This is a genomic window from Spirillospora sp. NPDC047418 (genome assembly GCF_040643275.1).
In the GTDB taxonomy this organism is placed as follows: Bacteria; Actinomycetota; Actinomycetes; order Streptosporangiales; family Streptosporangiaceae; genus Spirillospora.
Map to the genome: position 1 here is coordinate 99,417 of NZ_JBEYTW010000019.1, position 22,878 is coordinate 122,294.

A 22,878-nucleotide genomic window follows, 5' to 3' on the forward strand; every position below is an offset into this window, starting at 1 on the left:
TACGCTGGGCGCGTGCAGCCCGGTATCCCGCGTCCCACCGTCATCGCCGCGATCATCGTGGGGATGACGGTGCTGACCATGTCCGGGCTCCTGCTGCCGGCGCTCTGGTACGAGATCGCCGAGCGGCGCGAGGCGGGGCACCTGCTCCTCGCGCTCACCGGCGTCGGCGCCGCGTTCGGCCTGTACGCGCGGCTGCTGTGGCAGAACTTGATGCGCCGCACCGCGCCCGCCCACCGGCTCGGGCTCGCCGCGATCGCGCTGATCTGCTGGGCGCTGCCGCCGCTGCTCGACACCGGCCCCGGCTGGGGGAACGCGCTGCTCGTGCCGGCCGGGCTGATCGCCGTCGTGCTGCCCGTCCGGGAGGCGATCGCCGTGACGGCCGCAGCGGCCGTCCTGACCCCCGCCTACGGGCTGCTGCTTGGGCTTCCCGTCCTGGGCGTCCTGTACGAGATCGCGGGGGTGCCGCTCGCCGCCTTCTCCGGATACCTCACGGTCTGGCTGTTCCACGTCGTCCAGGAGCTCCGGGAGGCGCGGGCCGAGCTGGCCCGGTCGGCCGTGGGGGAGGAGCGGCTCCGGTTCGCCCGTGACCTGCACGACGTCCTCGGCCACAGCCTCCAGGCGGTCGCGCTGCGCGCCGAGGTCGCCGAACGGTTCGTGGAGCGCGACGACGGGCGCGTCCGCAAGGAGCTGACCGAGATCCAGACGATGGCGCGGGACGCCGTCCGAGACGTGCGCGAGGTCGTCCGCGGCTACCGGACGACGTCCCTGCGCACCGAACTGGACGGGATGTCCGCCGTGCTGCGCGCCGCCGGGATCAGGTGCGAGCGTCCCGAGGTGTCGCCGTCGCTGCCCGCGCACGTCCACGAGCCGCTCGGCTGGGTCGCCCGCGAGGCCGCCACGAACGTCCTGCGGCACTCCAGCGCCACCTGGTGCGAGATCACCGTCCAGGCCGGCCGCGACGGCGTCCGGATGGAGATCGTCAACGACGGCGCCCGGCGCCGCACCGGCGCGGCCGGCAGCGGCCTGGCCGGACTCGCCGAGCGGATCGGCGCGGCCGGCGGCGAGTTCAGCGCGGGACCGGCCGGCGACGGGGCGTTCCGGGTGACCGCGGCCGTCCCCGCCGCCGTCCCGGCGCGAGCGAAGGGTGAGGCATGATCCGCGTGCTGCTGGCCGACGACCACCTCCTGATCAGGGAGGCGCTGGTCCTGCTGCTGGAGACCGAGGAGGGCATCGAGGTCGCCGCCGACGTGGGGCGCGGGGACGAGGCCGTCGAGCGCGCCCTCGCCCTCAAGCCCGACGTCGCCGTCCTCGACATCGACATGCCCGGCCTGGACGGGCTCGCCGCCGCCGAGCGGCTCGCCCGCGACCTGCCCGGCTGCCGGCTGGTGATCGTCACCGCGCACGGGCGGCCCGGCAACCTGCGCCGCGCCATGGCGGCCGGCGTCCGCGGCTTCCTCGGCAAGGACGCGCCCGGCCGGCGGCTCGCCGAGGTCGTCCGGCAGGTCGCCGCCGGCGCCCGCTACATCGACCCGCAGCTCGCCGCCGACGCGCTCGCCGCCGAGGAGTGCCCGCTCACCCCGCGCGAGCTGGACGCCCTGCGCGCCGCCGCCGGCGGCGCCCCGGTCTCCCGCATCGCCCGCGACCTCGGCCTGTCGGAGGGCACCGTCCGCAACTACCTGTCCGCCGCCGTCACCAAGCTCGGCGCCGACAACCGCCACGCCGCCGCCCGCACCGCCCACGACCTCGGCTGGTTCTAGCGGCGGGCGACGACCAGGGAGCCGCGCTTGGTGACGGGGAGCGGGGTGCGGAGCCGAGCGGCGGCCTCGGCGGCCGCCGGGCGGGGGACGTGCCGGGCGATCAGGTAGTCGCGGATCGCGGCGCGGTCGGGGAGCGTGATCAGCGGGGCGTCCCAGCGTTCCACCTCGACCTCGCCGAAGACATCGCAGACGCGGTCCGGGGCGTCCTCGGCGTCGAACGGGCCGGGTTCGGGGCGCCAGACGGGTGACAGTTCGGGGCTGTCGTCCCGGCAGTTCGCGGACGCCAGCAGCAGCCCGCCGGGGGCCAGGACGCGGCGGGCCTCGCGCAGCGCTCGCTCGGGGGCGTCCAGGTGCTGGAGCAGGTTCACGGCCACGGCCGCGTCGAACGCGCCGTCCCGGAACGGGAGGCGCAGCGCGTCCGCCCGCACCCGCGCGCCCGGGTGCGCGCACAGCAGGGCCGCGGACACGTCCAGGCCCACGAGCCGCAGGGGCGGCGGGTGGGGGAGGGCGGCGCTGAGGGCGCCCTCCCCCGAGCCGATGTCCAGGACGCGGGAGGCGCCCGCCCTCAGCAGTTTCGCGGCGATGTGGTCGTGCAGGCTCCGTGCCCCGATCAGATACTTCCTGATGACCCTGCCCGCGAGGCGGAAGGGCTCAGGGTCGGAGTCGTAACCGGGTTCGAGGGCCATGGGGTGAGTCTGCCCGGTGACGCGCCGGGAAAAGCGTTGTCACGCGGTGGCGCCGCCGTCGATGACGAGGTCGTGACCCACCACGTGGGTCGACGCGTCGGATGCGAGCCACAGGACGGTCGAGGCGACCTCGGACGTGTCCGCCACACGTCCTTCCGGGCTGGCCGTGCGCATGCGGGCGGCGCGGCCGGCTTCGCTCTCGCCCGGCAGGAGCGACATCGGGGTGTCGCTCGCCCCGGGGCTGACGGCGTTGATGCGGACGCCGTCGGCGATGTGGTCGAGTGCCGCCGTGCGCGTCAGGACGCTGACCCCGGCCTTGGACGCCGCGTACGCGGCCATGCCGGGACGCCGTCCGTGCGCGCCGATGTTGGACGAGACGTTGACGATCGTCCCGCCGCCGTGGGTCCGCATATGGGCGATCTCGTGCTTCATCGACAGGAAGACCCCGGTCAGGTTCACCGCGAGGACGCCGCCCCACGAGTCGGGGTCGAGGTCGGCGACCGGCCCGACCGGGCCGAGGATTCCGGCGTTGTTGACCGCGGCGTGCAGGCGGCCGTGGCGCCCGGTCACCGTCTCGACCATGCGGGCGGCGGACGCGGCGTCGGCCACGTCGGCGACCACGTGCTCGGCCGTGTCCGTACCGATCTCCTTGACGGCGTCGGCGAGCGCGGCCACGTCGCGTCCGGCGAGGACGACCGTGCCGCCCTCCCGGGCGAAGGCGTGCGCGATCGCGCGGCCGATGCCGCCGGCGCCGCCGGTGATGAGGACGGTCTTGCCGCTGAAGGTCATGGCTGGACTCCCATATTCTAGATCGATCGGTCTCGAATGAAGGCGAGAAGAAGCCCGGCCGGGCGGCCGGGCGGTGGCAGGGGTCAGTCGAACAGGGCGATCGCCTCGCGCGTCGCGTCCCGCAGGCGGCCCTCGTCGGCGGGGGCACGGCCGAGGACGCGCATGCCCTGGAACAGGACGAGCAGCAGCCGCGCCAGGGACCGCGGGTCGCGGTCCGGCGGCAGTTCGCCCTGCGCCCGGGCGCGGGTCAGCGCCGACGTCAGCGACGCCTCCAGGAAGGTCCAGCTCGCCTCGACGAGCCGGGCGGCCTCGGCGTCGCGCGCGGCCAGCTCGACCGCGGTGTTGACCACCAGACAGCCGCGCCGCGGCCGGTCGGCGGCCGACTCCGCGGCGTAGTGCTCGATCAGCGTGCGCACCGCGGGCAGGACGGGCCCCGGCTGCGACAGCGCCTCGGCGATCTTCGGGTCGGTGTCGGCGAGATAGCGTTCGAGCGCCTTCAGGTACAGCTCGTGCTTACCGCCGAACGTCGCGTAGACGCTGGCGCGGGCGATGCCGAGATGCGCCACGAGATCGGCCATGGAGGTCGCCTCGTAGCCGCGCTCCCAGAACAGGTCGAGCGCGCGGCGCAGCGCGAGATCGGGGTCGAACTCCTTGGACCGTGCCATGGCAGCACGGTAACCCGTTCAAGAACGAACGGTCAAATATCAGCTCTGCGAGCGCGCGCCGACGGCCGGGCGGTCGAGGTCCATGGCGTCCAGCACCGAGCCGTCGGCGGCGAGCGCCTCCACGACCGGCCCCCGGCGGGCGCCCCAGACCACGACGACGTGCCCGTGCTCGGGGACGTCCAGGATCCGGGCGCCGACCCGGATCCGCGCCACCTCCGCCGAGGCCCGCAGCCGCGCCTCGTTCACCCACTTGGCGCCCCACGGCAGCAGCCGGTTGGAGTTGCGGACGGTCCGGCCCGACCCGTACTTCAGCAGGTGCCGGCCCATCTCCCCGGACGAGCGGCGCGACAGCGGCTCGGCGGGCGCGAACCCGCCGGCGCCGCCGAGCTCCCGCCACTCCCCGTCGCGTTTGTGGAACGTCCAGCCCTCGACGAACGCCGACGCGTCGCCCCACTGATGGAGGAACGTGACGACGGCGACGTCGCCGTCCATGTCGAGTCCGAGCGGAAGGAAGTCCCGTCCCTGCTCGAAGGCGGCGGGAGCGGGAACGGGCAGGCCGTCCCTGAGGAGCCGCATGCACTCCTCGTGCACCTCGTGGTCGTTCATGTTCGGGACCTCTGGATCATGCAGGCAGGACAAAGGGCCCCCTGGCGAGAGGGCCCCCACGTGGCACTCACTCTAGAGGTCCGGCTCGTCTGGTTTCACCCATCTGACGTACTCCCTTCCATGCTTTGCCGAACACCGTTCACCGGATCGTCGATCAAGGTGACACGCTGGGTGAACGCCGCCTGCGGGGCCGCCGCGACGCGGCGCGATCGACGTCACACCCGGTCGAGTTGCCGCCAGGCGTGTGAAGCGGGTTAACTGCTGACATGTCCTCCGTACGCCTGTGCCGTGAGCACTGCCCGCCGATGCCGCGGGCCGTGCGGCGTACGTGCTGCCGGCGAATGTGTGACCGTTGAGGGCCCCTGCCTGAGCCTCGCGCCCCGAAGCGAGCCGTCCGCGAGACCCCCGAGTCGCACATGCCTTTCGAACACCATCTGCTGAGCCACGCGCCCTTCCCGCCCGGCCTTTCCTGAACGCCGCCGCCGAAGGTTCGCGCGCTCCGCGCGGCATGCGTCGTCCTGACCGCCGCCGCGCGTCCCGGCCATTGCCGCGCGTCCCGGCCTTCGGCGCTCGTCCTGACCATTGCCGCTCGTCCTGACCATTGCCGCACGTCCGGCGTCCCTGCCTGCATGGATGATTTCCTGTGATCCAGATCGAGAAACTTCGGAAAAGCTACCGCGACCGCGACCGGGAGGTCGTCGCCGTCGACGGGGTCGATCTGACCGTCGCCGAGGGCGAGGTCTTCGGTGTCCTCGGGCGCAGCGGCGCCGGCAAGAGCACCCTGCTGCGCTGCGTCAACCTCCTTGAGCGTCCGGACGCCGGCCGCGTCGCGGTCGGCGGGCAGGACCTGCTCGCGCTGCGCGGCGCGGGCCTGCGCCGCGCCCGCCAGGGCATCGGCATGATCCACCAGCATTTCGGCCTGCTCGGCAGCCGGACGGTCGCCGGGAACGTCGCGTTCCCGCTGGAGGTCATGGGCGTCCCGCGGGCCGAGCGGGCGCGGCGCGTCGCCGAGCTGCTGGAGCTGGTCGGGCTCGACGAGCACGCGAAGGCGTATCCGGCGCAGATCTCCGGCGGGCAGAAGCAGCGCGTCGGCATCGCCCGTGCCCTCGCCGGACGCCCCAAGGTGCTGCTGTCGGACGAGGCCACCTCCGCGCTCGACCCGGAGACGACCGCGTCGATCCTGGAGCTGCTGCGCGACCTCAACCGGCGGCTCGGCCTCACCATCCTGCTGATCACCCACGAGATGGACGTGGTGAAGCGCATCTGCGACTCCGCCGCGGTCATGCGGGACGGCCGGCTCACCGAGTCGGGGCCGGTGAACCGGCTGCTCGCCCGGCCGGGCTCGGAGCTGGCCCGGGACCTGTTCCCGCTGCCCGCGGCCGAGCCCCGCGACGGGTGGACGCTCATCGAGGTCACCTTCACCGGCGGCACCACCGACGAGCCGTTCGTGTCGGGGCTCGCCCGCAAGTACTCCCTCGATGTGAACATCCTCGGCGGGGCCGTGGAGACGGTCGGCGGCGAGCGCGTCGGGCGGCTCCAGCTCGAACTGCCCGGCGACCCCGGCACGAACGCCGCGCAACTGGCCTTCCTCCGCGACTCCGGCCTGTCCGTCGACGTCAAGAACCTGGAGAACCTGCGATGACCTGGGACGAGGTCACCCCGCTGCTGTGGCCCGCCACCGTGGACACCCTCTACATGACCGGCGTCGCCACGCTGTTCACCGTCGTCCTCGGCCTGCCGCTCGGCGTGCTGCTGGTGGTCACCGACCGCGGCGGGCTGCTGCCCGCGCCGCCGGTGAACCGGGCGCTCGGCGTCGTCGTCGACATCGGCCGGTCGCTGCCGTTCCTGATCCTGATGGTGGCGATCATCCCGTTCACCCGGATCGTCGTCGGCACCAGCATCGGCAACGCCGCCGCGATCGTCCCGCTGACGATCGGCGCGATCCCGTTCTACGCGCGGCTCGTCGAGATCGCGCTCCGCGAGGTCGACCCGGGCGTGGTCGCGGCGGCGGACGCGATGGGCGCGAGCCGCCGGGAGATCGTCGGCAAGGTCATGCTGCGCGAGGCGCGGCCGGGCCTGGTGTCCGGGCTGACCGTCACCGTCATCGCGCTGATCGGCTACACGGCCATGGCGGGGACGGTCGGCGGCGGCGGGCTCGGCAACCTCGCCGTCGTCTACGGCTACGAGCGCTTCGAGACCAAGGTCATGGTCGCCACCGTCGCGCTGCTCGTCGTCGTCGTCCTGCTCATCCAGGCCGCGGGGGACCTCGTCGCCCGCCGCCTGAACCACCGGTAACCCACAGAAAGGCACTTGTCGTGCTTCGCAAGATCACTGTCGCGCTCGCCTCCGTCGGTCTCCTCGCGGGGCTCACCGCGTGCGGGAGCTCGGAGGCGTCCGACGATCCGGGCGCCCCGCTGAAGGTCGCGGTCAACCCCGTCCCGCACGGCGACATCCTCGCCTACGTCAAGGACAATCTGGCCGCCGAGGCCGGGCTCGAGATCGAGATCGTGACGTTCAACGACTACCAGCAGCCGAACACCGCGCTGAAGGAGAAGCAGGTCACGGCGAACTACTTCCAGCACGTGCCGTTCATGGAGGAGTTCGAGAAGCAGTCGGGGACGAAGCTGACGTTCGTCGCGCCCGTCCACCTGGAGCCGCTCGGCGTGTACTCGGCGAAGCTGAAGAGCCTGCAGGACGTCCCGCGGGGCGCGCAGGTCGCCGTCCCGAACGACCCGGCCAACGAGGGGCGCGCGCTGAAGCTGCTCGCGGCCAACGGCCTGCTCACTTTGAAGCCGGACGCGCCGACGAGCGCGACCCCGCGCGACATCGCGAGCAACCCCAAGAACCTGAAGTTCAAGCCGGTCAAGGCGGCGCAGCTGCCCCGGTCGCTGGAGGACGTGGACCTGTCGGTCATCAACGGCAACTACGCCATCGAGGCCGGGCTCGCCCCGAACAAGGACGCGCTCGCCGCCGAGAAGGCCGAGGGCAACCCGTACGCCAACGGCATCGTCACCCTGCCGGAGAACAAGGACGACGCGCGCGTGAAGAAGCTCGTCCAGCTGCTGCAGGGCCCCGAGGTGAAGAAGTTCGTCGAGGACAAGTACAAGGGCTCGGTGCTGATCGCCTCCTGACGTGATCGCCTCCTGACGTACCGGTCCCCGTACGTACCGGTCTCCGTCCGGCCGGCGCCAAGGCGCGGGAGTGCCGTCCGGACGGAAACCGGCGCGGTTTGTCCGCCCGTCCTGATAGGACATGTGCCGACGAACTCGCAAAAGGGGACCCATGGGCATCTACCAGCACCTTGAGGAATACGCCGGCCTGCCGGTGCAGACGTTCAACGAGGACACCCGGCCGGAGGACGGCGGCACGGAAGCCGTCGATCCAGCGGTCGCGCAGGACCTGCCGGCGGCGGGCGAGGCCGCCTGGTTCGTCGGCACGTCCTTCGACGAGGAGGAGTTCGGCGACGTCTTCGCGCGGTTCCTGCGGGCGGTCGACACCACCGAGGTCACCGCGCTGATCATCGGCTACTGGGGGGCGGACTACGACAGCGGCGCCGCCGACCCCGTCGACCTGCTCACCAAGGCCGCCGCGTCCTTCCCGAAGCTGCGGGCGCTGTTCCTCGGCGACATCACCGGCGAGGAGGCGGAGATCTCCTGGATCGAGCACACCGACATCACGCCGCTGTTCGCCGCGTTCCCCGGCCTGGAGCGCTTCGAGGTGCGCGGATCGCAGGGCCTGAGCCTCGACCCGGTCAAGAGCGACGTCCTCACGGTGCTGCGGTTCGAGTCGGGCGGGCTGCCGGCCGCGGTCGTCCGGGCCGTGGGCGCGAGCGAGCTGCCGAACCTGACGCACCTCGACCTGTGGCTCGGCGAGGACAACTACGGCGGCGACGCCGCGGCCGCCGACCTCGCGCCGCTGCTCAGCGGCGAGCGGCTGCCCGCGCTGCGCCACCTCGGCCTGGAGGACAGCGAGATCCAGGACGAGGTCGCCGCGGCCGTCGCCGGCGCGCCCGTCGTGGCGCGCCTGGAGTCGCTCAGCCTCGCCATGGGCGTCCTCACCGACCAGGGCGCGGAGGCGCTGCTGGCCGGGCAGCCGCTCACCCACCTGCGCAAACTGGACCTGCACCACCACTTCCTGTCGGACGCGATGGTCGAGCGGGTGAAGGCGGCGCTGCCCGGCGTCGAGGTCGACCTGGGCGACCAGGAGAAGCCGGACGGCGACTGGCGCTTCATCGCGGTATCGGAATGAACGACGAGCGCCTCTCGACGTTCGCCGGGCTCCCCGTCCACGCCTTCGACGGGGACCCGGAGGGCGGCCCGCACCCCGCCCCCGGGGAGGCCGCCTGGGGGATCTACCACCACGTCCACGACAACGGCGTGTGGGGCGCCGAGGTCCCCGAGAACTTCGACCGGTTCCTCCGGGAGGTCGACACGACACAGGTCACGCACCTCGTCATCGGCTTCTGGGGGTTCGACTGCCGCGAGTTCGACCCGGTGGAGCGGCTGGTGGCCGCCGCCGGCCGGCTGCCCCGGCTGCGGGCGCTGTTCCTCGGCGACATCCGCGACTGGGACCTGCACCTCTCATGGATCAAGCACACCGACGTGTCGCCGCTGTTCGAGGCGTTCCCGGACCTGGCGCACTTCGAGGTCCGCGGCTCCGAGGGCCTGCGGTTCGCGCCGCTGGCCGGCGCCGCCGGCGCGCGGCTGCGGACGCTGCGGTTCGAGGCGGCCATGCTGCCCCCCGAGATCGTCCGGTCGGTGGTCGACAGCGACCTGCCGGGGCTGCGCCACCTCGACCTGTGGATGGGCGGCGCCCCGATGGACGGGCCGGCCCTCCTCGACGGCCTCGCGCCGATCCTCGCGGGCGAGCGGCTGCCCGCGCTGCGCCGGCTCGGCCTGGAGAACGCCGCCCGCCACGACCGGATCGCCGAGGCCGTGGCGGACGCGCCCGTCGTCGCGCGGCTGGAGTCGCTGAGCCTCGCGCTCGGCACGCTCACCGACGCGGGCGCGGAGGCGCTGCTGTCCGGCCGTCCGCTCGGCCACCTCGCCGAACTCGACCTGCACCACCACTACCTGACCGAGGAGATGGGCGCGCGGGTGCGGGACGCGCTGCCGGGAGTCCGGGTGAACCTGGACGATCCGCAGGGCCGCCCCGAATGGCTGAAGCCCGAGTGGCGCCAGTTCGATTTCGAGATGAGCGGCTCCTACATCGCGGTCGCCGAATGAGCCTCGTGGTGGTGGGGACGCCGGGTGACCGGCGTCCCGCGCTGTTCGCGGCGGCGTGCCTGTCAGCCGGGCTGCCCGAGCCGCGCCTCGTCCCGTGGACGGACGTCCTGCGCGGCCTGCCCCTGGACGTGCGCGCGGGCGACGCCGTGCGCATCGACTCGCCGGGGGAGGACCGCGAGGCCGACGCGCTGCTGCGCGGTCCGGGCGACCCGGCCCGGGTGGGCGGCGGCGCGCGCTGGTACCGGACGTTCACGGCGGCGCTGCGGCGGCTGTCCGCGGAGGCGTCGGCGGCCGGGGCGCGGGTCCTCGGCGACGTCGAGGAGATCGCGGTCATGTTCGACAAGCGGCCCGCCCATGCGCGCCTCCAGGCCGCGGGGGTGCCCGTTCCGGCCGCGCTGCCGGGAATCGACGGGTACGCGGCGCTCCGGTCCCGGATGGAGGAGTCGGGGGAGCGCCGGGTGTTCGTCAAGCCGGCGCACGGCTCGTCCGCGTCCGGGGTCGTCGCGCTGCAGACCGCGCCGGGCGGCCGGGTCCGTGCCGTGACCTCGGCGTCCATGGTGGGCGGGCAGTTGTTCAACTCGCTGCGCGTGCGCTCCTACGAGACCGAGGAGGAGGTCGCGGCGCTGATCGGCCTGCTCGCACCGGACGGCCTCCACGTGGAGCGGTGGCTGCCCAAGGCCGCACTGGACGGCCGCGTGTTCGACCTTCGGGTCGTCGTCATCGGCGGTGATCCCACGCACGCGGTCGTCCGGACGAGCCGCACACCGATGACCAACCTGCATCTCGGCGGAGCCAGGGGAGACCTGGGGGCCGTGCGGCGCGCGGTCGGCGAGGACGGATGGCGGCGGGCACTCGACGTGTGCGCGCGGGCCGCAGCCTGTTTCCCGGGCAGTCCGATGGTCGGCGTCGACCTGCTCGTCGGGGCGGGGCTGAAACGGTTCGCGGTGTGCGAGGTCAACGCGTTCGGTGACCTGCTTCCCAGGCTCACCGGTCTGCCCGGTGGTCCCGCCGAGGGGCTCGACACCTATGCCGCGCAGGTCGGGCTGCTCCCATGCACGATATGAACGCCGTCATCGGCAGCCACGATCTGCTGCTGGTGACGCTCGACACGCTGCGCTACGACGTGGCCGCCGAACTGGCCGCGTCCGGCGAGACGCCCACGCTGACCGGGCTGCTGCCGGGAGGCGCCTGGGAGCGGCGGCACACGCCGGGCAGCTTCACCTACGCCGCGCACGCCGCGATGCTGGCCGGGTTCATGCCGACGCCCGCGTCCCCCGGGCCGCACCCCCGCCTGTTCGCGGGGGCGTTCCCGGGAAGCGAGACGACCGCGTCCGGTACATGGACGTTCGACGCCGCCGACCTGCCGTCCGGGCTCGCCGCCGCCGGCTACCACACGGCCTGCGTGGGCGGCGTGGGGTTCTTCAACAAGCTGACGCCGCTCGGGTCGGCGCTGCCGTCGCTGTTCGCCGAGAGCCACTGGGAACGCGGCTTCGGCGTCACCGACCCCGAGGCCCTGCCCAACCAGATCGGCCGCGTCGCCCAGATCATGGGGCGGCTGCCGTCCGACCGGCGGCTGTTCCTGCTGGTGAACGTCGCGTCCCTGCACCAGCCCAACTGGTTCTACCTGCCCGATGCCACCCGGGCGGACGGGGACACGCGCGCCAGCCACGCCGCCGCCCTCCGCCACGTCGATGCCCACATCGGCCGCCTGTTCGCACTGATGCGCCGTCCGTGCTTCGTCATCGTCTGTTCCGACCACGGGACGGCCTACGGCGAAGACGGCCACACCGGGCACCGCATCGGCCACGAGGTCGTCTGGACCGTTCCGTACGGGGAGTTCGTTCTGCCGTGAAGCCTTACCAGGGATACGTGTACGCGTACCCGCACAAGACCGCCTACCGTCCGCTGCACCCTTCGCCCCCGCTGCGGGACGTGTGGGCGGGGGAGTCGCTCGACGCGCTCTTCCTCTACCTCCACATCCCCTTCTGCGAGATGCGCTGCGGCTTCTGCAACCTCTTCACCCGCACCGGCGCGCCCGAAGAACTGACCGGCGCCTACCTGGACGCACTCGACCGGCAGGCGACCGCCGTACTCGACGCCCTGGACGCTCCCGTCTTCGCCACGGCGGCGTTCGGCGGCGGAACACCGACCTACCTCACCGCGCCCGAACTGGAACGCCTCTGCGACATCGCAGGACGCTTCCAGGGCTTCGGCTCGATCCCGCTGGGCGTGGAGACGTCACCGGCCACCGCCACCACCGACCGGCTGACCGTCCTCGCCGAACGCGGAACCACCCGGATCTCCATCGGCGTGCAGAGCTTCCTGGACGACGAGGCCCGCGCGGCGGTCCGGCCCCAGAAACGCGCCGAAGTGGAGGCCGCGCTGGACCGCATCCGGGCCGTGGGCTTCCCGACCCTCAATATCGACCTCATCTACGGCATCGACGGCCAGACACCCGTGACCTGGATGCACTCCCTGGACGCCGCTCTCGCGTGGCGCCCGGAGGAGATCTACCTGTACCCGCTGTACGTCCGCCCGCTGACCGGCCTGGGACGCCGCGCCCACGACTGGGACGACCAGCGCCTCACCCTCTACAGCGTCGGCCGTGACCACCTCCTGGCCGAGGGCTACGAGCAGGTGTCGATGCGGATGTTCCGCCGCCCCGGTGATGCCGCCAACGACACCGAGTACTGCTGCCAGACCGACGGCATGGTCGGCCTGGGCTGCGGGGCGCGTTCCTACACGTCCTCGCTGCACTACTCGTTCGAGTACGCGGTCGGCGCGAGCCAGGTGCGCTCCATCATCGACTCTTATGTGAGCGAAACCGACTTCACGACCGCCCGCGTGGGGTTCACCCTCGACGATGCCGAGCAACGCCGCCGCCACCTGGTCCAATCACTTCTCCAGGCGACCGGCGTCGACCGGGCCGCGTACCGCGCGCGCTTCGGCACCGACCTGCTGACCGACTTCGCCGCCGCTCTCGCACCGTTCGGCGACCGCGGCTGGCTGGAGACGTCCGACACCGCACTGCGGCTGACGCCGGAGGGGCTCGCCTACTCCGACGCCATCGGCCCCGCGCTCTTCTCGGCCCGCGTCCAGACCCTCATGGACGCATACGAGGCGCGCTGATGGACCACCTCACGATCCTCTACCGGGGTCCGCTGGCGAGCTGCGACTACGACTGCCCCTACTGCCCGTTCGCCAAGCGACGCGACACACCGACCCAGCTACGGGCCGACCGCGCCGCACTCGAACGCTTCACCACGTGGGTCGCCGCCTGCGGCCACCCGGTCTCCGTCCTGTTCACACCGTGGGGCGAGGGCCTGGTCCGCTCCTGGTACCGGGAGGCCCTGACGACGCTGAGCCACCTGCCGCACGTCGAACGCGTCGCCATCCAGACCAACCTCAGCCACCGAGTCTCCTGGACGGCCGGCGCCGACCTCACCCGGCTCGCGCTGTGGGCGACCTACCATCCCGGCCAGGTCCCCTACGAACGCTTCCTCGGCAAATGCCGCGACCTGGCCGACCGCGGCGTCCGGTTCAGCGTCGGGATCGTCGGGCAGCCCGACCACCTCGACGCCGCCCGCCGCCTGCGCGCCGACCTGCCCGACGGCACGTACCTATGGGTCAACGCCGCCGAAGGACGCGTCTACGACGACGCCGAGGCCGCCTCCTGGACCGAGATCGACCCGCTGTTCCCGCTCAGCCGCCGCCCGCACGCCAGCCGCGGGCTCCCGTGCCGGACCGGCGAGACGGTGGTGTCGGTGGACGGCGACGGGACGGTCCGCCGCTGCCACTTCGTCCCGTCCGTCCTGGGCAACCTCTACGACGGCACGTTCCGCGACGCCCTGGCCCCGCGCCCCTGCCCGCTGGACGCCTGCGACTGCCACATCGGCTACGTCCACCTGGAGCCCTTGGGCCTCTACGAGACCTTCACCGACGGCATCCTGGAACGGATCCCGACCCTCCGCGCCCTCGCCCGAGCCCGCACCGGGCCGACGACCGCCGGCCGTTGACGCCCCCGGCGCGGCCGGATCGGGGATTGACCGAGGGTGGTCACTCCGGCGGGGTTTCGTGATCCGGCAGGTGGCGAGAGGACCGGGCGGGGCACGGCAGGAGCCGGACCCCGGGAACGGGCGCGGAGGCCGTGCGGGGCGGGCGCCGAGGGCGCATGCTTGCGTTGGCCGGCGAGCTTAGGCGGTTGCGTGGAACATCGACATCGACCCCATTTCGTCCTCGCGCTGGAACCGGTCGAGGGCGCGGTGCGCGCCGCGCGCGACACGGTGCGCGCGGCGCTGGAGGACTGGCACCGCCAGGACGTCCACGGCGACCTCGAACTCATCACGAGCGAACTGGTCACGAACGCGATCCGCCACGCGAACGCGGTCACGCTCGTCCTCTACCTGCCCGACGACAAGACCGCGATGGTGGAGGTGTGGGACGACAATCCGGAGGGGCCGTCCGCGCCCATCGTCGACTCGCAGGCGGAGGGCGGCCGGGGACTCCTGCTCGTCGGCGCCCTGTCGAACGCGTGGGGCTGGCGGGCCACCGCCGACGGCAAGGTCACCTGGGCGCAGGCCCCGGCGCCCGGGTGACGGCGCCCGGGTGACGGCGGGCGCCCCTTGGTGACTGGGGAAGTGCGACCAAGGGGCGCTCGCGGGCTCAGGTCTGCTTCTCGGGGTCGTAGTCGGCCTCGTCCACACCGAACGTCCAGGCGACGCCCGCGCGCGCGGTGCGGGTGCCGGGCGGGACCCGCAGGTAGTAGGTGCGGCGCGTCCCGTCGGGTTCGGGCGTGGAGTTGACCACCTCCACCATGACCACGGGTTCGTCGCCGGGGAGGTCGATCGACCACAGGACGCCCGTCTCGTCGCGGTGCAGGGGACGCGCATCCGTCTCGGCCAGGTAGCGGTCGTATCCGAAGATCTCCAGCATGACCCGGCGCAGTTCGGCGTTCGACTCCGACGAGATGCGCGCGGCCGTCAGGTCGGTCAGGGAGGAGACGAAGTCGGGCGGGATCGGCATGCCGCGCCAGGCGTGCAGCGCGAACCCGTCCGGATACGCCAGGGCGGGGCCGTCGCCCCGGTGCAGCCGTCCGGGCTCGTCCCGGTGCAGCTCGCCGGGACGTTCCGACAGGATCACCAGCCGCTCGTAGGGCCACCACCAGCCCGCCGAACGGGCGGCCTCGGCGAGCCCGGCGAGCGGGCCGTCCAGCCGTCCGAGCGACTCGAACAGCGCCAGCCACGGCGCGTCGTGCTGGCCCAGGACCGCGTCCAGCGTGGCGGCGCGCAGGAGGGACGCGGCGTGCTCCTCGTCCGGGGCGGGGGAGAGGTTCCCGGCCGCGCCGGAGCGGGCATGGGCCTGCTCCCCGACGGCGGCGCGGACCCTCGTCACCAGCGACTGGACCTGGTTCCAGAGCAGGCCGCCGGTGTCGGCCCAGGTGCGCGGCCACTGCTCAGGCCCCTGTTCGGAGCAGGCCGCCGCCCGTTGCGCCTCCCAGGGGCGGGTCCGCACGTCCGCCAGGACGCTCCCGCCCGCGGCTCCGTCGCCCAGGTCGGCGCGGGCCCGGGCGAGTAGGTCGCCCAGCCCCGCCTTCTCCAGCGCGTCGCCGTGCCCCGCCAGGACGGCGGCCGCGACGGCGCCGCGCGCGGGGGAGGGAACCCAGATGTAGCGTTCGGGGGCGTCCAGGCCCGCGGACGCGTAGGCCGCGGCCACGCCCGCCTCGGCCCGGGCCCGGCCGGCGGGGCCGGTGGCGAACGCCGCCGACTGCCAGTCACCGACCACGTAGTGGCTCTCGCGTACCGTTCCGGTGGGCATCCCGTCCCCCTAGTCGGCCACGACGCGGACGGAGCCGGGCACGTACTCGCGCTGGCGGATCACCCGGTACCACCCCTTGGGCAAGGTGATCGCCGCGTGCTCCTCGTGGACCAGCCGCCCGCCGGACGGCAGGTGCAGATGGTCGGGGGCGAGCGGGTCGGGGACGCGCAGCAGCGAGCCGGGCGCGGACAGCGCGTGCGCGTGCCCGGTCGCCTCCCCGAGCGCCAGCACCATGCGGCCCCGCCCGTCGCGCGGGGCCGGCCGCAGGTCGCGGACGGCCCGCGGGACCGCCTCCTCGGGCACGGGCAGGATCAGGATGTCTCCCTGTCGGTACATGCGGCGAAACTAACCTCCGGCACCGACAAAATGCGGAAGGGCGAGAAAGCGCAGGTGACGCCCTGGACAGTGGGCGCCGGGGAGGTCAGAAGCCCCGGGTGCGGCGGGCCGCCGGGCGGGCCCACCGCCCGGACCCGCCGAGGCCGACGTGCTGGAAGGCGCGGACGAACTCGCCGCCGAGGTTCACTCCGGCGCCCAGCGCCAGCGCCACCGACACGGCCCCGATGAGGCTCAGCACGCCCGTGTTCGGCGAGCCGGTGTTGAGCTCGACCATGCCGCGGTAGAGCGCCGTCCCCGGCAGGAGGGGACCGATGGCGGGGACCAGGAACGGCATCACCGGCTGGTTGTGCCGGCGGGCCAGCCAGTTGGCCGCGACACCGACCGCGGTCGCCGCCATCGCCGCCGCCAGCACGGGCGGGACGTTCCACCCCCGCACGAGGACGTACAGCACCCAGATCATCCCGCCGCCGACGGCCGAGGCGAGCAGGACGTCCTTCGGCGCGGCGAGGGAGATCGCGAACGTCACCGAGATGGCGGCGGCCGCGATGACCGCGACCGGCCGCAGCTCCGCCGCCGGGGTGGGCAGATGCTTGACGTCGATCGGCACGCCCATGTTGACCGCGAGGTAGACGACCGCGCCGAGCCCGGCGACGATCGCGGCGATCATGAAGAAGACCTCCAGCACCCGGGCCCCGGCGCTGACCAGGTCGCCGGTGATGCCGTCCTGGATGCTGGCGACCAGCGGGCGTCCCGGCAGCAGCGCCAGGATCGCACCGGTGACGATCGTGGCGGCGTGCCCCGGGTTGCCCAGGGCCACCACCAGCGCCGCGGCGCCCGCGCCGATCGCGGCGGCGACCGTCAGCTGGAAGAACTCCGCGATGCCGCGCCGCGCGAGCGCGGCGGCGGTGCGGTCGCCGAGCAGCGTGGCGATGAACGCGGTGGTCGCCACGAGCGGACCGCCACCGGACAGGACACTGCCGGACGCGGCGATGAGCCCCAGCGACACGACCATGAGCCAGGCCGGGTACGGGGCGCGGCCCGTCTTGATCTCCCTGAGCCGCTTGTGCGCCTCGTCCAGCTCCAGCATGCCGATCGAGGCGTCCTGGACGAGCTGGTGCAGCGCGGTGAGCCGCCAGTAGGCGGGGGTGCGGCGCCGGATGGCGCGCGTCCCCGTCATGGGCGGCGCCCCCTTCCCCGGATGGGCCGAGACCAGAAGACTGGTCAGCGTGACCTGTACCTCGCAGCGGGGGAGCTCATAGGCCAGGGCCAGGCTGAGCATCGCCTCGTTGACGCGTTCCGTGGTCTCGCCGCTGGCCAGCAGGAGTTCGCCCACGCGCAGCACGAGATCGACCGCCCGGGGGTCGACGGTCTCACCGGGCTCCTCTTCGGGCGGTTCCGGGGGAGACCCGTCCATCAGGACCTGCCAGGTCCGCCGCAAGCGTTCGGCCGCGCGCATTCCCCCGCCCGTGCCCCTTCCCGCCTTGTCCGCCCGTGTCGCCCTGTCCGCCGTCCCGGCCGGTTCGCCGATCTTGCTTGGCAGGCTACCCATGGCCGGCGTGCTCCAACGCCGCGGCTCCTCACCGGCTTATCCACAGAACGCGATTCTGGTGCGGGGGCTTCCGCGGCGCTGGTACCAAGGACGTATGAGCACTCCAGACGGGCTACGGGACGATGCCGAGCGGTGCCTGCGCGCCCTCGCCGGCGACCACGCGCGGCTCCGCGACGACCAGTGGACGGCGATCAGCGCGCTCGTCGTCGAGCGGCGCCGGGCCCTGGTCGTGCAGCGCACCGGCTGGGGCAAGTCGGCCGTCTACTTCGTGGCGACCCGGCTGCTGCGCGAGCGCGGCGCCGGCCCGACCGTGATCGTCTCGCCGCTGCTGGCGCTGATGCGCAACCAGATCGCGGCCGCCGACCGGGCCGGCATCCACGCCCGCACGATCAACTCGTCCAACACCGACGACTGGGACCAGATCTTCGCCGAGGTCGAGCGGGGCGCGGTGGACGTCCTGCTGGTCAGCCCCGAGCGGCTCAACAACCCCGACTTCCGCGACCTCGTCCTGCCCAAGCTCGCCGCCGGCGCCGGGCTGGTCGTCGTCGACGAGGCGCACTGCATCTCCGACTGGGGCCACGACTTCCGCCCCGACTACCGGCGGCTGCGCACCCTGCTCGCCGACCTGCCGCCCGGCATCCCGGTGCTCGCCACCACCGCGACCGCCAACGCCCGCGTCACCCAGGACGTCGCCGAGCAGCTCGCCGGCGACGACGCCCTCGTCCTGCGCGGCCCGCTGGAACGCGAGTCCCTGCACCTCGCCGTCGTCACGCTCCCCAGCGCCGAGCAGCGCATCGCCTGGCTGGCCGAGCACCTCGCCGACCTGCCGGGCTCCGGCATCATCTACACGCTCACCGTCGCCGCCGCCCACGAGATCACCGGCCACCTGCGCGACCGCGGCCACGAGGTCGCCGCCTACTCCGGCCAGACCGAGCAGGCCGAACGCCTCCGCGCCGAGCAGGACCTCCACGACAACAAGCTCAAGGCCCTCGTCGCCACCAGCGCCCTCGGCATGGGCTTCGACAAACCCGACCTCGGGTTCATCGTCCACGTCGGCGCCCCGCAGTCGCCGGTGGCCTACTACCAGCAGATCGGACGCGCCGGGCGCGGCGTCGACCGCGCCGAGGTCATCCTGCTCCCGGGGCGCGAAGACCGCGACATCTGGGCCTACTTCGCCAGCCTGGCCTTCCCGCCGGAGCCCACGGTCCGCGCCACCCTGGAGGTCCTCGACGCGGCCGACCGCCCGCTGTCCACCAGCGCCCTCGAACCGATGGTCGACCTGACCCGGTCCCGCCTCGACATGATGCTCAAGGTCCTCGACGTGGACGGCGCGGCCCGCCGGGTCAAGGGCGGCTGGACGTCCACCGGCGAACCCTGGGCCTACGACCGCGAACGCTACGAGCGGGTCACCGCCGAACGCCGCCGCGAGCAGCAGGCGATGCTCGACTACATCTCGACCCCGTCCTGCCGGGAGGAGTACCTGCGCCGCCAGCTGGACGATCCGGCCGCCGCCCCCTGCGGCCGCTGCGACAACTGCACGGGCCGCCACTGGCCCGCCGAGGTCACCCCGCAGAGCACCGCCCAGGCCCGCGACCGCCTGCACCGTCCCGGCGTGGACCTCGCCCCCCGCCGCATGTGGCCCACCGGCGTCAAGGACGACCTCGGCGTCTCCGGCCGCATCAAACCCGGCCTCCAGGCCGAGACCGGCCGCGCCCTCGGCCGCCTCACCGACATCGGCTGGGGCAACCGCCTCCGCGAACTGTTCGCCGCCCCCGACACCGACGTCCCCGCCGACCTCGTGGACGCGGTCGTCAAGGTCCTGGCCGCCTGGGACTGGCCGGCCCGCCCCACGGCGGTGGTGACGATCGGCTCCCGCTCCCGCCCCCGCCTGGTGACGACCTTCGGCCGGAGCATCGCCCAGATCGGCCGCCTGACCTACCTGGGCGAACTGACCCCGCTCGGCGACCCCGCCCCCCGCCGGCACAACAGCGCCCAACGCCTCCGCTCCGTCTGGCACGCCCTGGCCGTCCCGGAAGACCTGGCCACGGCCCTCCACACCGACCCGGGCCCCATCCTCCTGGTGGACGACCGCACAGAGACCGGCTGGACCATGACCGTGGCCACCCACCTCCTCAAGGAAGCAGGCGCCAACACGATCCTCCCCCTGACCCTCGCAACCCCCAACTAACACCCCCACAACCACCACCCCGACCCCAGCCAAGGCCCCCAGCCGTACCCGACCAGACCCACGCGGCCCAAGCGGCCCACGGCCCCAGGTCGGCCCACGTGGCCCACGTGGCCCACGCACCCCACAGGCTCACGGGCTCACGGGCTCACGGGGCTATGGGCTCACGTGGCCCACGGGGGTCACGCGGCTCACGGGGCGTGCGGCCCGGGTCGGCTCACGAGGCGTGCGGCCGCGTCGGCTCACGGGGGGCTGTCGGATGCCGGGGTGGGGGTGTGGCCGTGGACGGCGGAGTTACTCGGCGGGCGTGTAGCTGGTCTGGGAGAAGCAGGCGCCCTTAGCGAAGGCGAGGATCTTGGCCGGACGCACCGCGAAGACGAACGCGGTACCCCCGTCGGCGTGGGAGAAGCCGTCGTCGGTCACCTGGTACTGCCACTGGCCGTCCCACTTGCCCGCCCACGCGGCGGCGAGCCGTTCAAGGATGGCGTGCTCGGTGACACGCTCGGCGACGCCCTCGACGACCACATCGAGCCCTTCGTCCCAGCGGTTGCACCCGGTGGTCAGAGCCACCCGCGGGTTGCCGTCGAGGTTCAGTGCCTTCTGCTCACCGGGGCCCGTCGAGAAGTGGAGCGCCTCATCGAGCCACACGGCCACGAGAGGCGTCACATGGGGGCGCCCGTCCGAGCGGACGGTCGTGATCCAGGACAGTTGCGCGGATTCCAGGGCCTCCAGGGTCGCCGTCCAGGGCACCGCCCGGGCAGCGGGATCACTGAAACGCTCGTCGAGGCGGGACACGGGTTCCATCATGATCATTCCGATCTCTCGTGTGCGGGCAAGGAGTCACCGACGACGCGGTCGACACGCGAGGCCGCCGCCATGTCGGGGTTGAACCGGTTGCGCATCACCGCGACGGCGACGCCGGAATCGATGTCGGCGTAGGCGGCCGAGCCGTTCGCGCCGACCATGCCGAAACTCGATCCAGACCGGGTGAGGACGCCGCCGGGGCGGAAGGTGCTGAAGCCGAAGGCCCACGTCGCGGCCATGCCCATGACCTCGTCCATGCCCTCGTAGTGCACCGCGGCCATGTCGGCGAGGCGGGCGGGCGAGACCAGTTCGACCCCGTCGACGTGGCCCAGCAGCGCGGCGTAGACGCGGGCCACCCCGCGCGCGGTCATCGTGCCGGCCGAGGGAATGTCCGAGCGCAGGACATCGGGCCGGTTGGCAATGCGGGCATCAGGCCGGATACCCGGCGGAACCGCCTTGTGCGGCGGTGATCCCGGCTCCGGTGCACCCGGCGGTTCGACCGGCGCTTCCTGACGCGCAACCCGGTCCAGCAAGGCTGCGGGCACGCCGAAGTGGACTTCGTCCTCGACGCCGAGCGGACGGGTGACGGCCTCGCGGAGCCACCACGCCAGTCGACGCCCGGTCGCGCGTCGCACGGTCTCGCCGAGCAGGAAGCCGAACGTCTGCGCGTGGTAGCCGAAACGGGTGCCCGGCTCCCACCAGGGCCTGGACTCGGCGAGCACCGCGCACATGTGCTCCCAGTCGCACAGATCCTCGACCGTGGTGTCGTACGGCGGAGCGGGAACACCCGCGGTGTGCATCAGGACGTGGCGGAGCGTGACCCCGCCTTTCCCGTGGACGCCGAACTCCGGCCACACGTCGGCCACCCGCATGTCATACGCGAGCTCCCCGCGCTCCACGAGCACATGAGCCACGACCGACGCGACCCCCTTGGCAGTGGACGCCGCGTAGAAGAGCGTGCCGGGCGCAACCGCCCGCCCGCATGAACGGTCAGCCGCACCGGCGACGACGTCCGCAACCAGCCGCCCCCGCTCCAGGACCGCGACCTGCAGACCGACCTCGCCCCCAGAAGCCATCAACGCATCGACCGCACTCTGAACAGTCCCCTGCAACGCCCTCACAAGACACCCCCACTCCTAACGCGTGACACCAAACGAAGGGACCCGCCACTCACACCCACCACACCAACACCCAAGAGCACTTCCCACGAGGCTCTCCCCACGAGCACCCGCCCCACGCGCCCGCCCCCGCACGTCCGTCCTGCCGGCCCGCCCCACACGTCCGTCCCACGCATCCGCTCCGCGTGTCGGTCCTGCCGGGCCGTCCCGCGTGTCCGGCCCGCATGTTCGCTCCGCGTGTCGGTCCTGCCGGGCCGCTCCACGTGTCCGTCCCGTGCGTCGGTCCTGCCGCACCGTCCCGCGTATGCGTCCCGCGCGTACGTTCTGTGCGTCCGTCCTGCGTCTTCGGTCCAGCGTGTCCGGCCAGCGTGTTCGTTCGGCCTGTCGGTCCTGCCGGGCCGTCCTGCGTGTCCGTCCCGTGCGTCGGTCCTGTCGGACCGCCCTGCGTGTGCGTCCCGTGCGTCCGCTCTGTGCGTCCGTCCAGCGGGGCCGCTCCGCGTGTCCGGCGCGCGTGTTCGCTCGGCGTGTCGGTCCTGCCGGGCCGCCCCGCGCGTCCGGCCCGCGTGTGCGGCTTGTTGGGCCGAGCTGTGGGGCCGGTCGTGTGTACGCGCTGTGGGTGACCGCGTTGAGCGCCCGCTCATGAGTGCTTTTCGCCGTCGTCTTGGCGGCCGCCAGCGGCGATGGGGCGTGGCTGGTCGGGAGCGTGAGGGCGTCAGCGGCTGCGTGCGGCTTCAGGGTGCGCGGGGCTTTGAGAGAGGTGGCGGCCGAGAGAGGCTCGGGGGGACGGCGGTGGCGGGTGGAGGGCCTTGCGGTTCGGGTGGGCACCTTGGGTCCTCCTCGCGGTGGGCGGCGGCCGGGCGGGCGGCCTGGGGCGTGTGGTCTTCATGTGGACCTGCGCGACCCGGTTTATTCATCGGTCAGGGCTCTCGCCTCATCGGAACCGGCGTTTTCGCTGGGGTGGCGGTGTGGTCGGTTCGGCCCTGGAGGGCGGCCGCTGTGGGGTGGACGTCCGCATTCGTCCGTGGTTCGGCGAGTGGCGGGGCCGGTTGAGCGGGGCCACCATCCCGGCGCTGATCGTCGGTGGTGGACCACCGACGTGATTGCCTCGTTGGTTCGATTAGCCGCCCGCACTCGACCGCCGATGAGCGCGTGGCGTGCTTGCGCAGCCACGTGACGGACGAGGAGCAGTTGGCTGTCAACCGCCTGCAGGTGTTGCGCGCTTGCGTCGTGCGGTTGGGAGAGCGGCCGTCGGGGGTGGTCGCCTTGGCGTCTTCGGGGCGCCGCCGTGCTGGGGTCAGGGTGATCGTCTGCCGCCCGCGCGCCCCCGCAGGGCGCGGCCCGCGC

At 73.2% G+C, this 22,878-nt stretch carries 22 protein-coding genes; 13 read left to right on the plus strand and 9 right to left on the minus strand.

The features are described from left to right. Positions 1-12: 12 nt before the first annotated feature. Together ABZ806_RS15130 and ABZ806_RS15135 are read left to right on the plus strand one after the other, a co-directional pair. Positions 13-1,155, plus strand: a complete 1,143-nt coding sequence (locus ABZ806_RS15130) for a sensor histidine kinase (RefSeq protein WP_500217865.1) — start codon at positions 13-15, stop codon at positions 1,153-1,155. After that, positions 1,152-1,757 carry a response regulator gene (locus tag ABZ806_RS15135; protein WP_500217866.1) on the plus strand — a complete coding sequence of 202 codons (606 nt, stop codon included), beginning with the start codon at positions 1,152-1,154 and terminating at the stop codon, positions 1,755-1,757. Before ABZ806_RS15130 ends, ABZ806_RS15135 begins: the two co-directional genes overlap by 4 nt. Here ABZ806_RS15135 and ABZ806_RS15140 read toward each other — a convergent pair. From ABZ806_RS15140 to ABZ806_RS15155, 4 genes are all read right to left on the minus strand, one after another. Beyond that, complete coding sequence (locus ABZ806_RS15140) at positions 1,754-2,443, minus strand: class I SAM-dependent methyltransferase (protein WP_500217867.1); 690 nt, start codon at positions 2,441-2,443, stop codon at positions 1,754-1,756. The two genes, ABZ806_RS15135 and ABZ806_RS15140, sit on opposite strands and share 4 nt — an antisense overlap. Before the next feature lie 39 nt (positions 2,444-2,482). Continuing rightward, on the minus strand, positions 2,483-3,232 hold the full coding sequence (locus ABZ806_RS15145) for an SDR family NAD(P)-dependent oxidoreductase (protein WP_500217868.1): 750 nt from the start codon (positions 3,230-3,232) through the stop codon (positions 2,483-2,485). An 83-nt stretch (positions 3,233-3,315) separates the two neighbouring features. Further along, positions 3,316-3,897, minus strand: coding sequence for a TetR/AcrR family transcriptional regulator (locus ABZ806_RS15150; RefSeq protein ID WP_500217869.1), 582 nt, complete (start codon positions 3,895-3,897; stop codon positions 3,316-3,318). Positions 3,898-3,936: 39 nt separating this feature from the next. Then, entirely contained in the window at positions 3,937-4,503 is a 567-nt protein-coding gene (locus ABZ806_RS15155; RefSeq protein ID WP_500217870.1) for a hypothetical protein, read from the minus strand. 643 nt (positions 4,504-5,146) lie between these two features. Between ABZ806_RS15155 and ABZ806_RS15160 the strand changes: the two genes are divergently transcribed. The 10 genes from ABZ806_RS15160 (at position 5,147) to ABZ806_RS15205 (ending at position 14,323) form a co-directional block, all read left to right on the plus strand. Further along, positions 5,147-6,145, plus strand: coding sequence for a methionine ABC transporter ATP-binding protein (locus ABZ806_RS15160; RefSeq protein WP_500217871.1), 999 nt, complete (start codon positions 5,147-5,149; stop codon positions 6,143-6,145). Further along, positions 6,142-6,798: a methionine ABC transporter permease gene (locus tag ABZ806_RS15165; protein WP_500217872.1), complete on the plus strand. Its 657-nt coding sequence runs from the start codon at positions 6,142-6,144 to the stop codon at positions 6,796-6,798. Before ABZ806_RS15160 ends, ABZ806_RS15165 begins: the two co-directional genes overlap by 4 nt. 20 nt (positions 6,799-6,818) lie before the next feature. Further along, complete coding sequence (locus tag ABZ806_RS15170) at positions 6,819-7,634, plus strand: MetQ/NlpA family ABC transporter substrate-binding protein (protein ID WP_500217873.1); 816 nt, start codon at positions 6,819-6,821, stop codon at positions 7,632-7,634. A 151-nt stretch (positions 7,635-7,785) separates the two neighbouring features. Beyond that, a complete protein-coding gene (locus ABZ806_RS15175; RefSeq protein WP_500217874.1) occupies positions 7,786-8,751 on the plus strand; it encodes an STM4015 family protein in 966 nt (321 codons plus the stop codon). Beyond that, positions 8,748-9,728, plus strand: coding sequence for an STM4015 family protein (locus tag ABZ806_RS15180; protein ID WP_500217875.1), 981 nt, complete (start codon positions 8,748-8,750; stop codon positions 9,726-9,728). The genes ABZ806_RS15175 and ABZ806_RS15180 overlap by 4 nt, the downstream gene beginning before the upstream one ends. Then, positions 9,725-10,792 carry an STM4014 family protein gene (locus ABZ806_RS15185; RefSeq protein WP_500217876.1) on the plus strand — a complete coding sequence of 356 codons (1,068 nt, stop codon included), beginning with the start codon at positions 9,725-9,727 and terminating at the stop codon, positions 10,790-10,792. Before ABZ806_RS15180 ends, ABZ806_RS15185 begins: the two co-directional genes overlap by 4 nt. Continuing rightward, positions 10,780-11,580 (plus strand): STM4013/SEN3800 family hydrolase, encoded by an 801-nt coding sequence (locus tag ABZ806_RS15190; protein WP_500217877.1) that lies wholly within the window; start codon positions 10,780-10,782, stop codon positions 11,578-11,580. Before ABZ806_RS15185 ends, ABZ806_RS15190 begins: the two co-directional genes overlap by 13 nt. Further along, positions 11,577-12,857, plus strand: coding sequence for an STM4012 family radical SAM protein (locus ABZ806_RS15195; protein WP_500217878.1), 1,281 nt, complete (start codon positions 11,577-11,579; stop codon positions 12,855-12,857). The genes ABZ806_RS15190 and ABZ806_RS15195 overlap by 4 nt, the downstream gene beginning before the upstream one ends. After that, positions 12,857-13,744, plus strand: coding sequence for an STM4011 family radical SAM protein (locus tag ABZ806_RS15200; protein ID WP_500217879.1), 888 nt, complete (start codon positions 12,857-12,859; stop codon positions 13,742-13,744). Before ABZ806_RS15195 ends, ABZ806_RS15200 begins: the two co-directional genes overlap by 1 nt. Positions 13,745-13,933: 189 nt before the next feature. Further along, the gene (locus ABZ806_RS15205) at positions 13,934-14,323 is read left to right on the plus strand and encodes an ATP-binding protein (RefSeq protein WP_500217880.1); all 390 of its coding nucleotides are present in this window, start codon (positions 13,934-13,936) and stop codon (positions 14,321-14,323) included. 67 nt (positions 14,324-14,390) lie between these two features. On the opposite strand, the gene ABZ806_RS15210 is transcribed toward ABZ806_RS15205, so the two are convergent. The 3 genes from ABZ806_RS15210 to ABZ806_RS15220 all read right to left on the minus strand — a co-directional run bounded on the left by ABZ806_RS15210 (position 14,391) and on the right by ABZ806_RS15220 (position 17,427). Beyond that, entirely contained in the window at positions 14,391-15,542 is a 1,152-nt protein-coding gene (locus tag ABZ806_RS15210) for a DUF6745 domain-containing protein (RefSeq protein WP_500217881.1), read from the minus strand. 9 nt (positions 15,543-15,551) lie between these two features. Beyond that, positions 15,552-15,878 carry a DUF8820 family protein gene (locus tag ABZ806_RS15215; protein ID WP_500217882.1) on the minus strand — a complete coding sequence of 109 codons (327 nt, stop codon included), beginning with the start codon at positions 15,876-15,878 and terminating at the stop codon, positions 15,552-15,554. Between the two features lie 85 nt (positions 15,879-15,963). Then, on the minus strand, positions 15,964-17,427 hold the full coding sequence (locus ABZ806_RS15220; RefSeq protein ID WP_500217883.1) for a threonine/serine exporter family protein: 1,464 nt from the start codon (positions 17,425-17,427) through the stop codon (positions 15,964-15,966). Positions 17,428-17,521: 94 nt separating this feature from the next. Here ABZ806_RS15220 and ABZ806_RS15225 point away from each other — a divergent pair, with 94 nt between their 5' ends. Beyond that, positions 17,522-19,615, plus strand: a complete 2,094-nt coding sequence (locus ABZ806_RS15225; protein WP_500217884.1) for a RecQ family ATP-dependent DNA helicase — start codon at positions 17,522-17,524, stop codon at positions 19,613-19,615. Positions 19,616-19,906: 291 nt separating this feature from the next. Here ABZ806_RS15225 and ABZ806_RS15230 read toward each other — a convergent pair whose 3' ends face one another. Further along, a complete protein-coding gene (locus ABZ806_RS15230) occupies positions 19,907-20,419 on the minus strand; it encodes a pyridoxamine 5'-phosphate oxidase family protein (RefSeq protein WP_500217885.1) in 513 nt (170 codons plus the stop codon). A 2-nt stretch (positions 20,420-20,421) separates the two neighbouring features. Continuing rightward, positions 20,422-21,537 (minus strand): serine hydrolase domain-containing protein, encoded by a 1,116-nt coding sequence (locus ABZ806_RS15235; protein ID WP_500217886.1) that lies wholly within the window; start codon positions 21,535-21,537, stop codon positions 20,422-20,424. Positions 21,538-22,878: the final 1,341 nt, after the last annotated feature.

Coding starts and splice junctions, on each gene's coding strand:
- ABZ806_RS15150 (WP_500217869.1), bottom strand. CDS start 3,897: ATGGCACGGTCCAAGGAGTTCGACCCCGATCTCGCGCTGCGCCGCGCG.
- ABZ806_RS15140 (WP_500217867.1), bottom strand. CDS start 2,443: ATGGCCCTCGAACCCGGTTACGACTCCGACCCTGAGCCCTTCCGCCTC.
- ABZ806_RS15185 (WP_500217876.1), top strand. CDS start 9,725: ATGAGCCTCGTGGTGGTGGGGACGCCGGGTGACCGGCGTCCCGCGCTG.
- ABZ806_RS15165 (WP_500217872.1), top strand. CDS start 6,142: ATGACCTGGGACGAGGTCACCCCGCTGCTGTGGCCCGCCACCGTGGAC.
- ABZ806_RS15225 (WP_500217884.1), top strand. CDS start 17,522: ATGAGCACTCCAGACGGGCTACGGGACGATGCCGAGCGGTGCCTGCGC.
- ABZ806_RS15220 (WP_500217883.1), bottom strand. CDS start 17,427: ATGGGTAGCCTGCCAAGCAAGATCGGCGAACCGGCCGGGACGGCGGAC.
- ABZ806_RS15175 (WP_500217874.1), top strand. CDS start 7,786: ATGGGCATCTACCAGCACCTTGAGGAATACGCCGGCCTGCCGGTGCAG.
- ABZ806_RS15215 (WP_500217882.1), bottom strand. CDS start 15,878: ATGTACCGACAGGGAGACATCCTGATCCTGCCCGTGCCCGAGGAGGCG.
- ABZ806_RS15145 (WP_500217868.1), bottom strand. CDS start 3,232: ATGACCTTCAGCGGCAAGACCGTCCTCATCACCGGCGGCGCCGGCGGC.
- ABZ806_RS15180 (WP_500217875.1), top strand. CDS start 8,748: ATGAACGACGAGCGCCTCTCGACGTTCGCCGGGCTCCCCGTCCACGCC.
- ABZ806_RS15210 (WP_500217881.1), bottom strand. CDS start 15,542: ATGCCCACCGGAACGGTACGCGAGAGCCACTACGTGGTCGGTGACTGG.
- ABZ806_RS15230 (WP_500217885.1), bottom strand. CDS start 20,419: ATGATGGAACCCGTGTCCCGCCTCGACGAGCGTTTCAGTGATCCCGCT.
- ABZ806_RS15190 (WP_500217877.1), top strand. CDS start 10,780: ATGCACGATATGAACGCCGTCATCGGCAGCCACGATCTGCTGCTGGTG.
- ABZ806_RS15200 (WP_500217879.1), top strand. CDS start 12,857: ATGGACCACCTCACGATCCTCTACCGGGGTCCGCTGGCGAGCTGCGAC.
- ABZ806_RS15135 (WP_500217866.1), top strand. CDS start 1,152: ATGATCCGCGTGCTGCTGGCCGACGACCACCTCCTGATCAGGGAGGCG.
- ABZ806_RS15155 (WP_500217870.1), bottom strand. CDS start 4,503: ATGAACGACCACGAGGTGCACGAGGAGTGCATGCGGCTCCTCAGGGAC.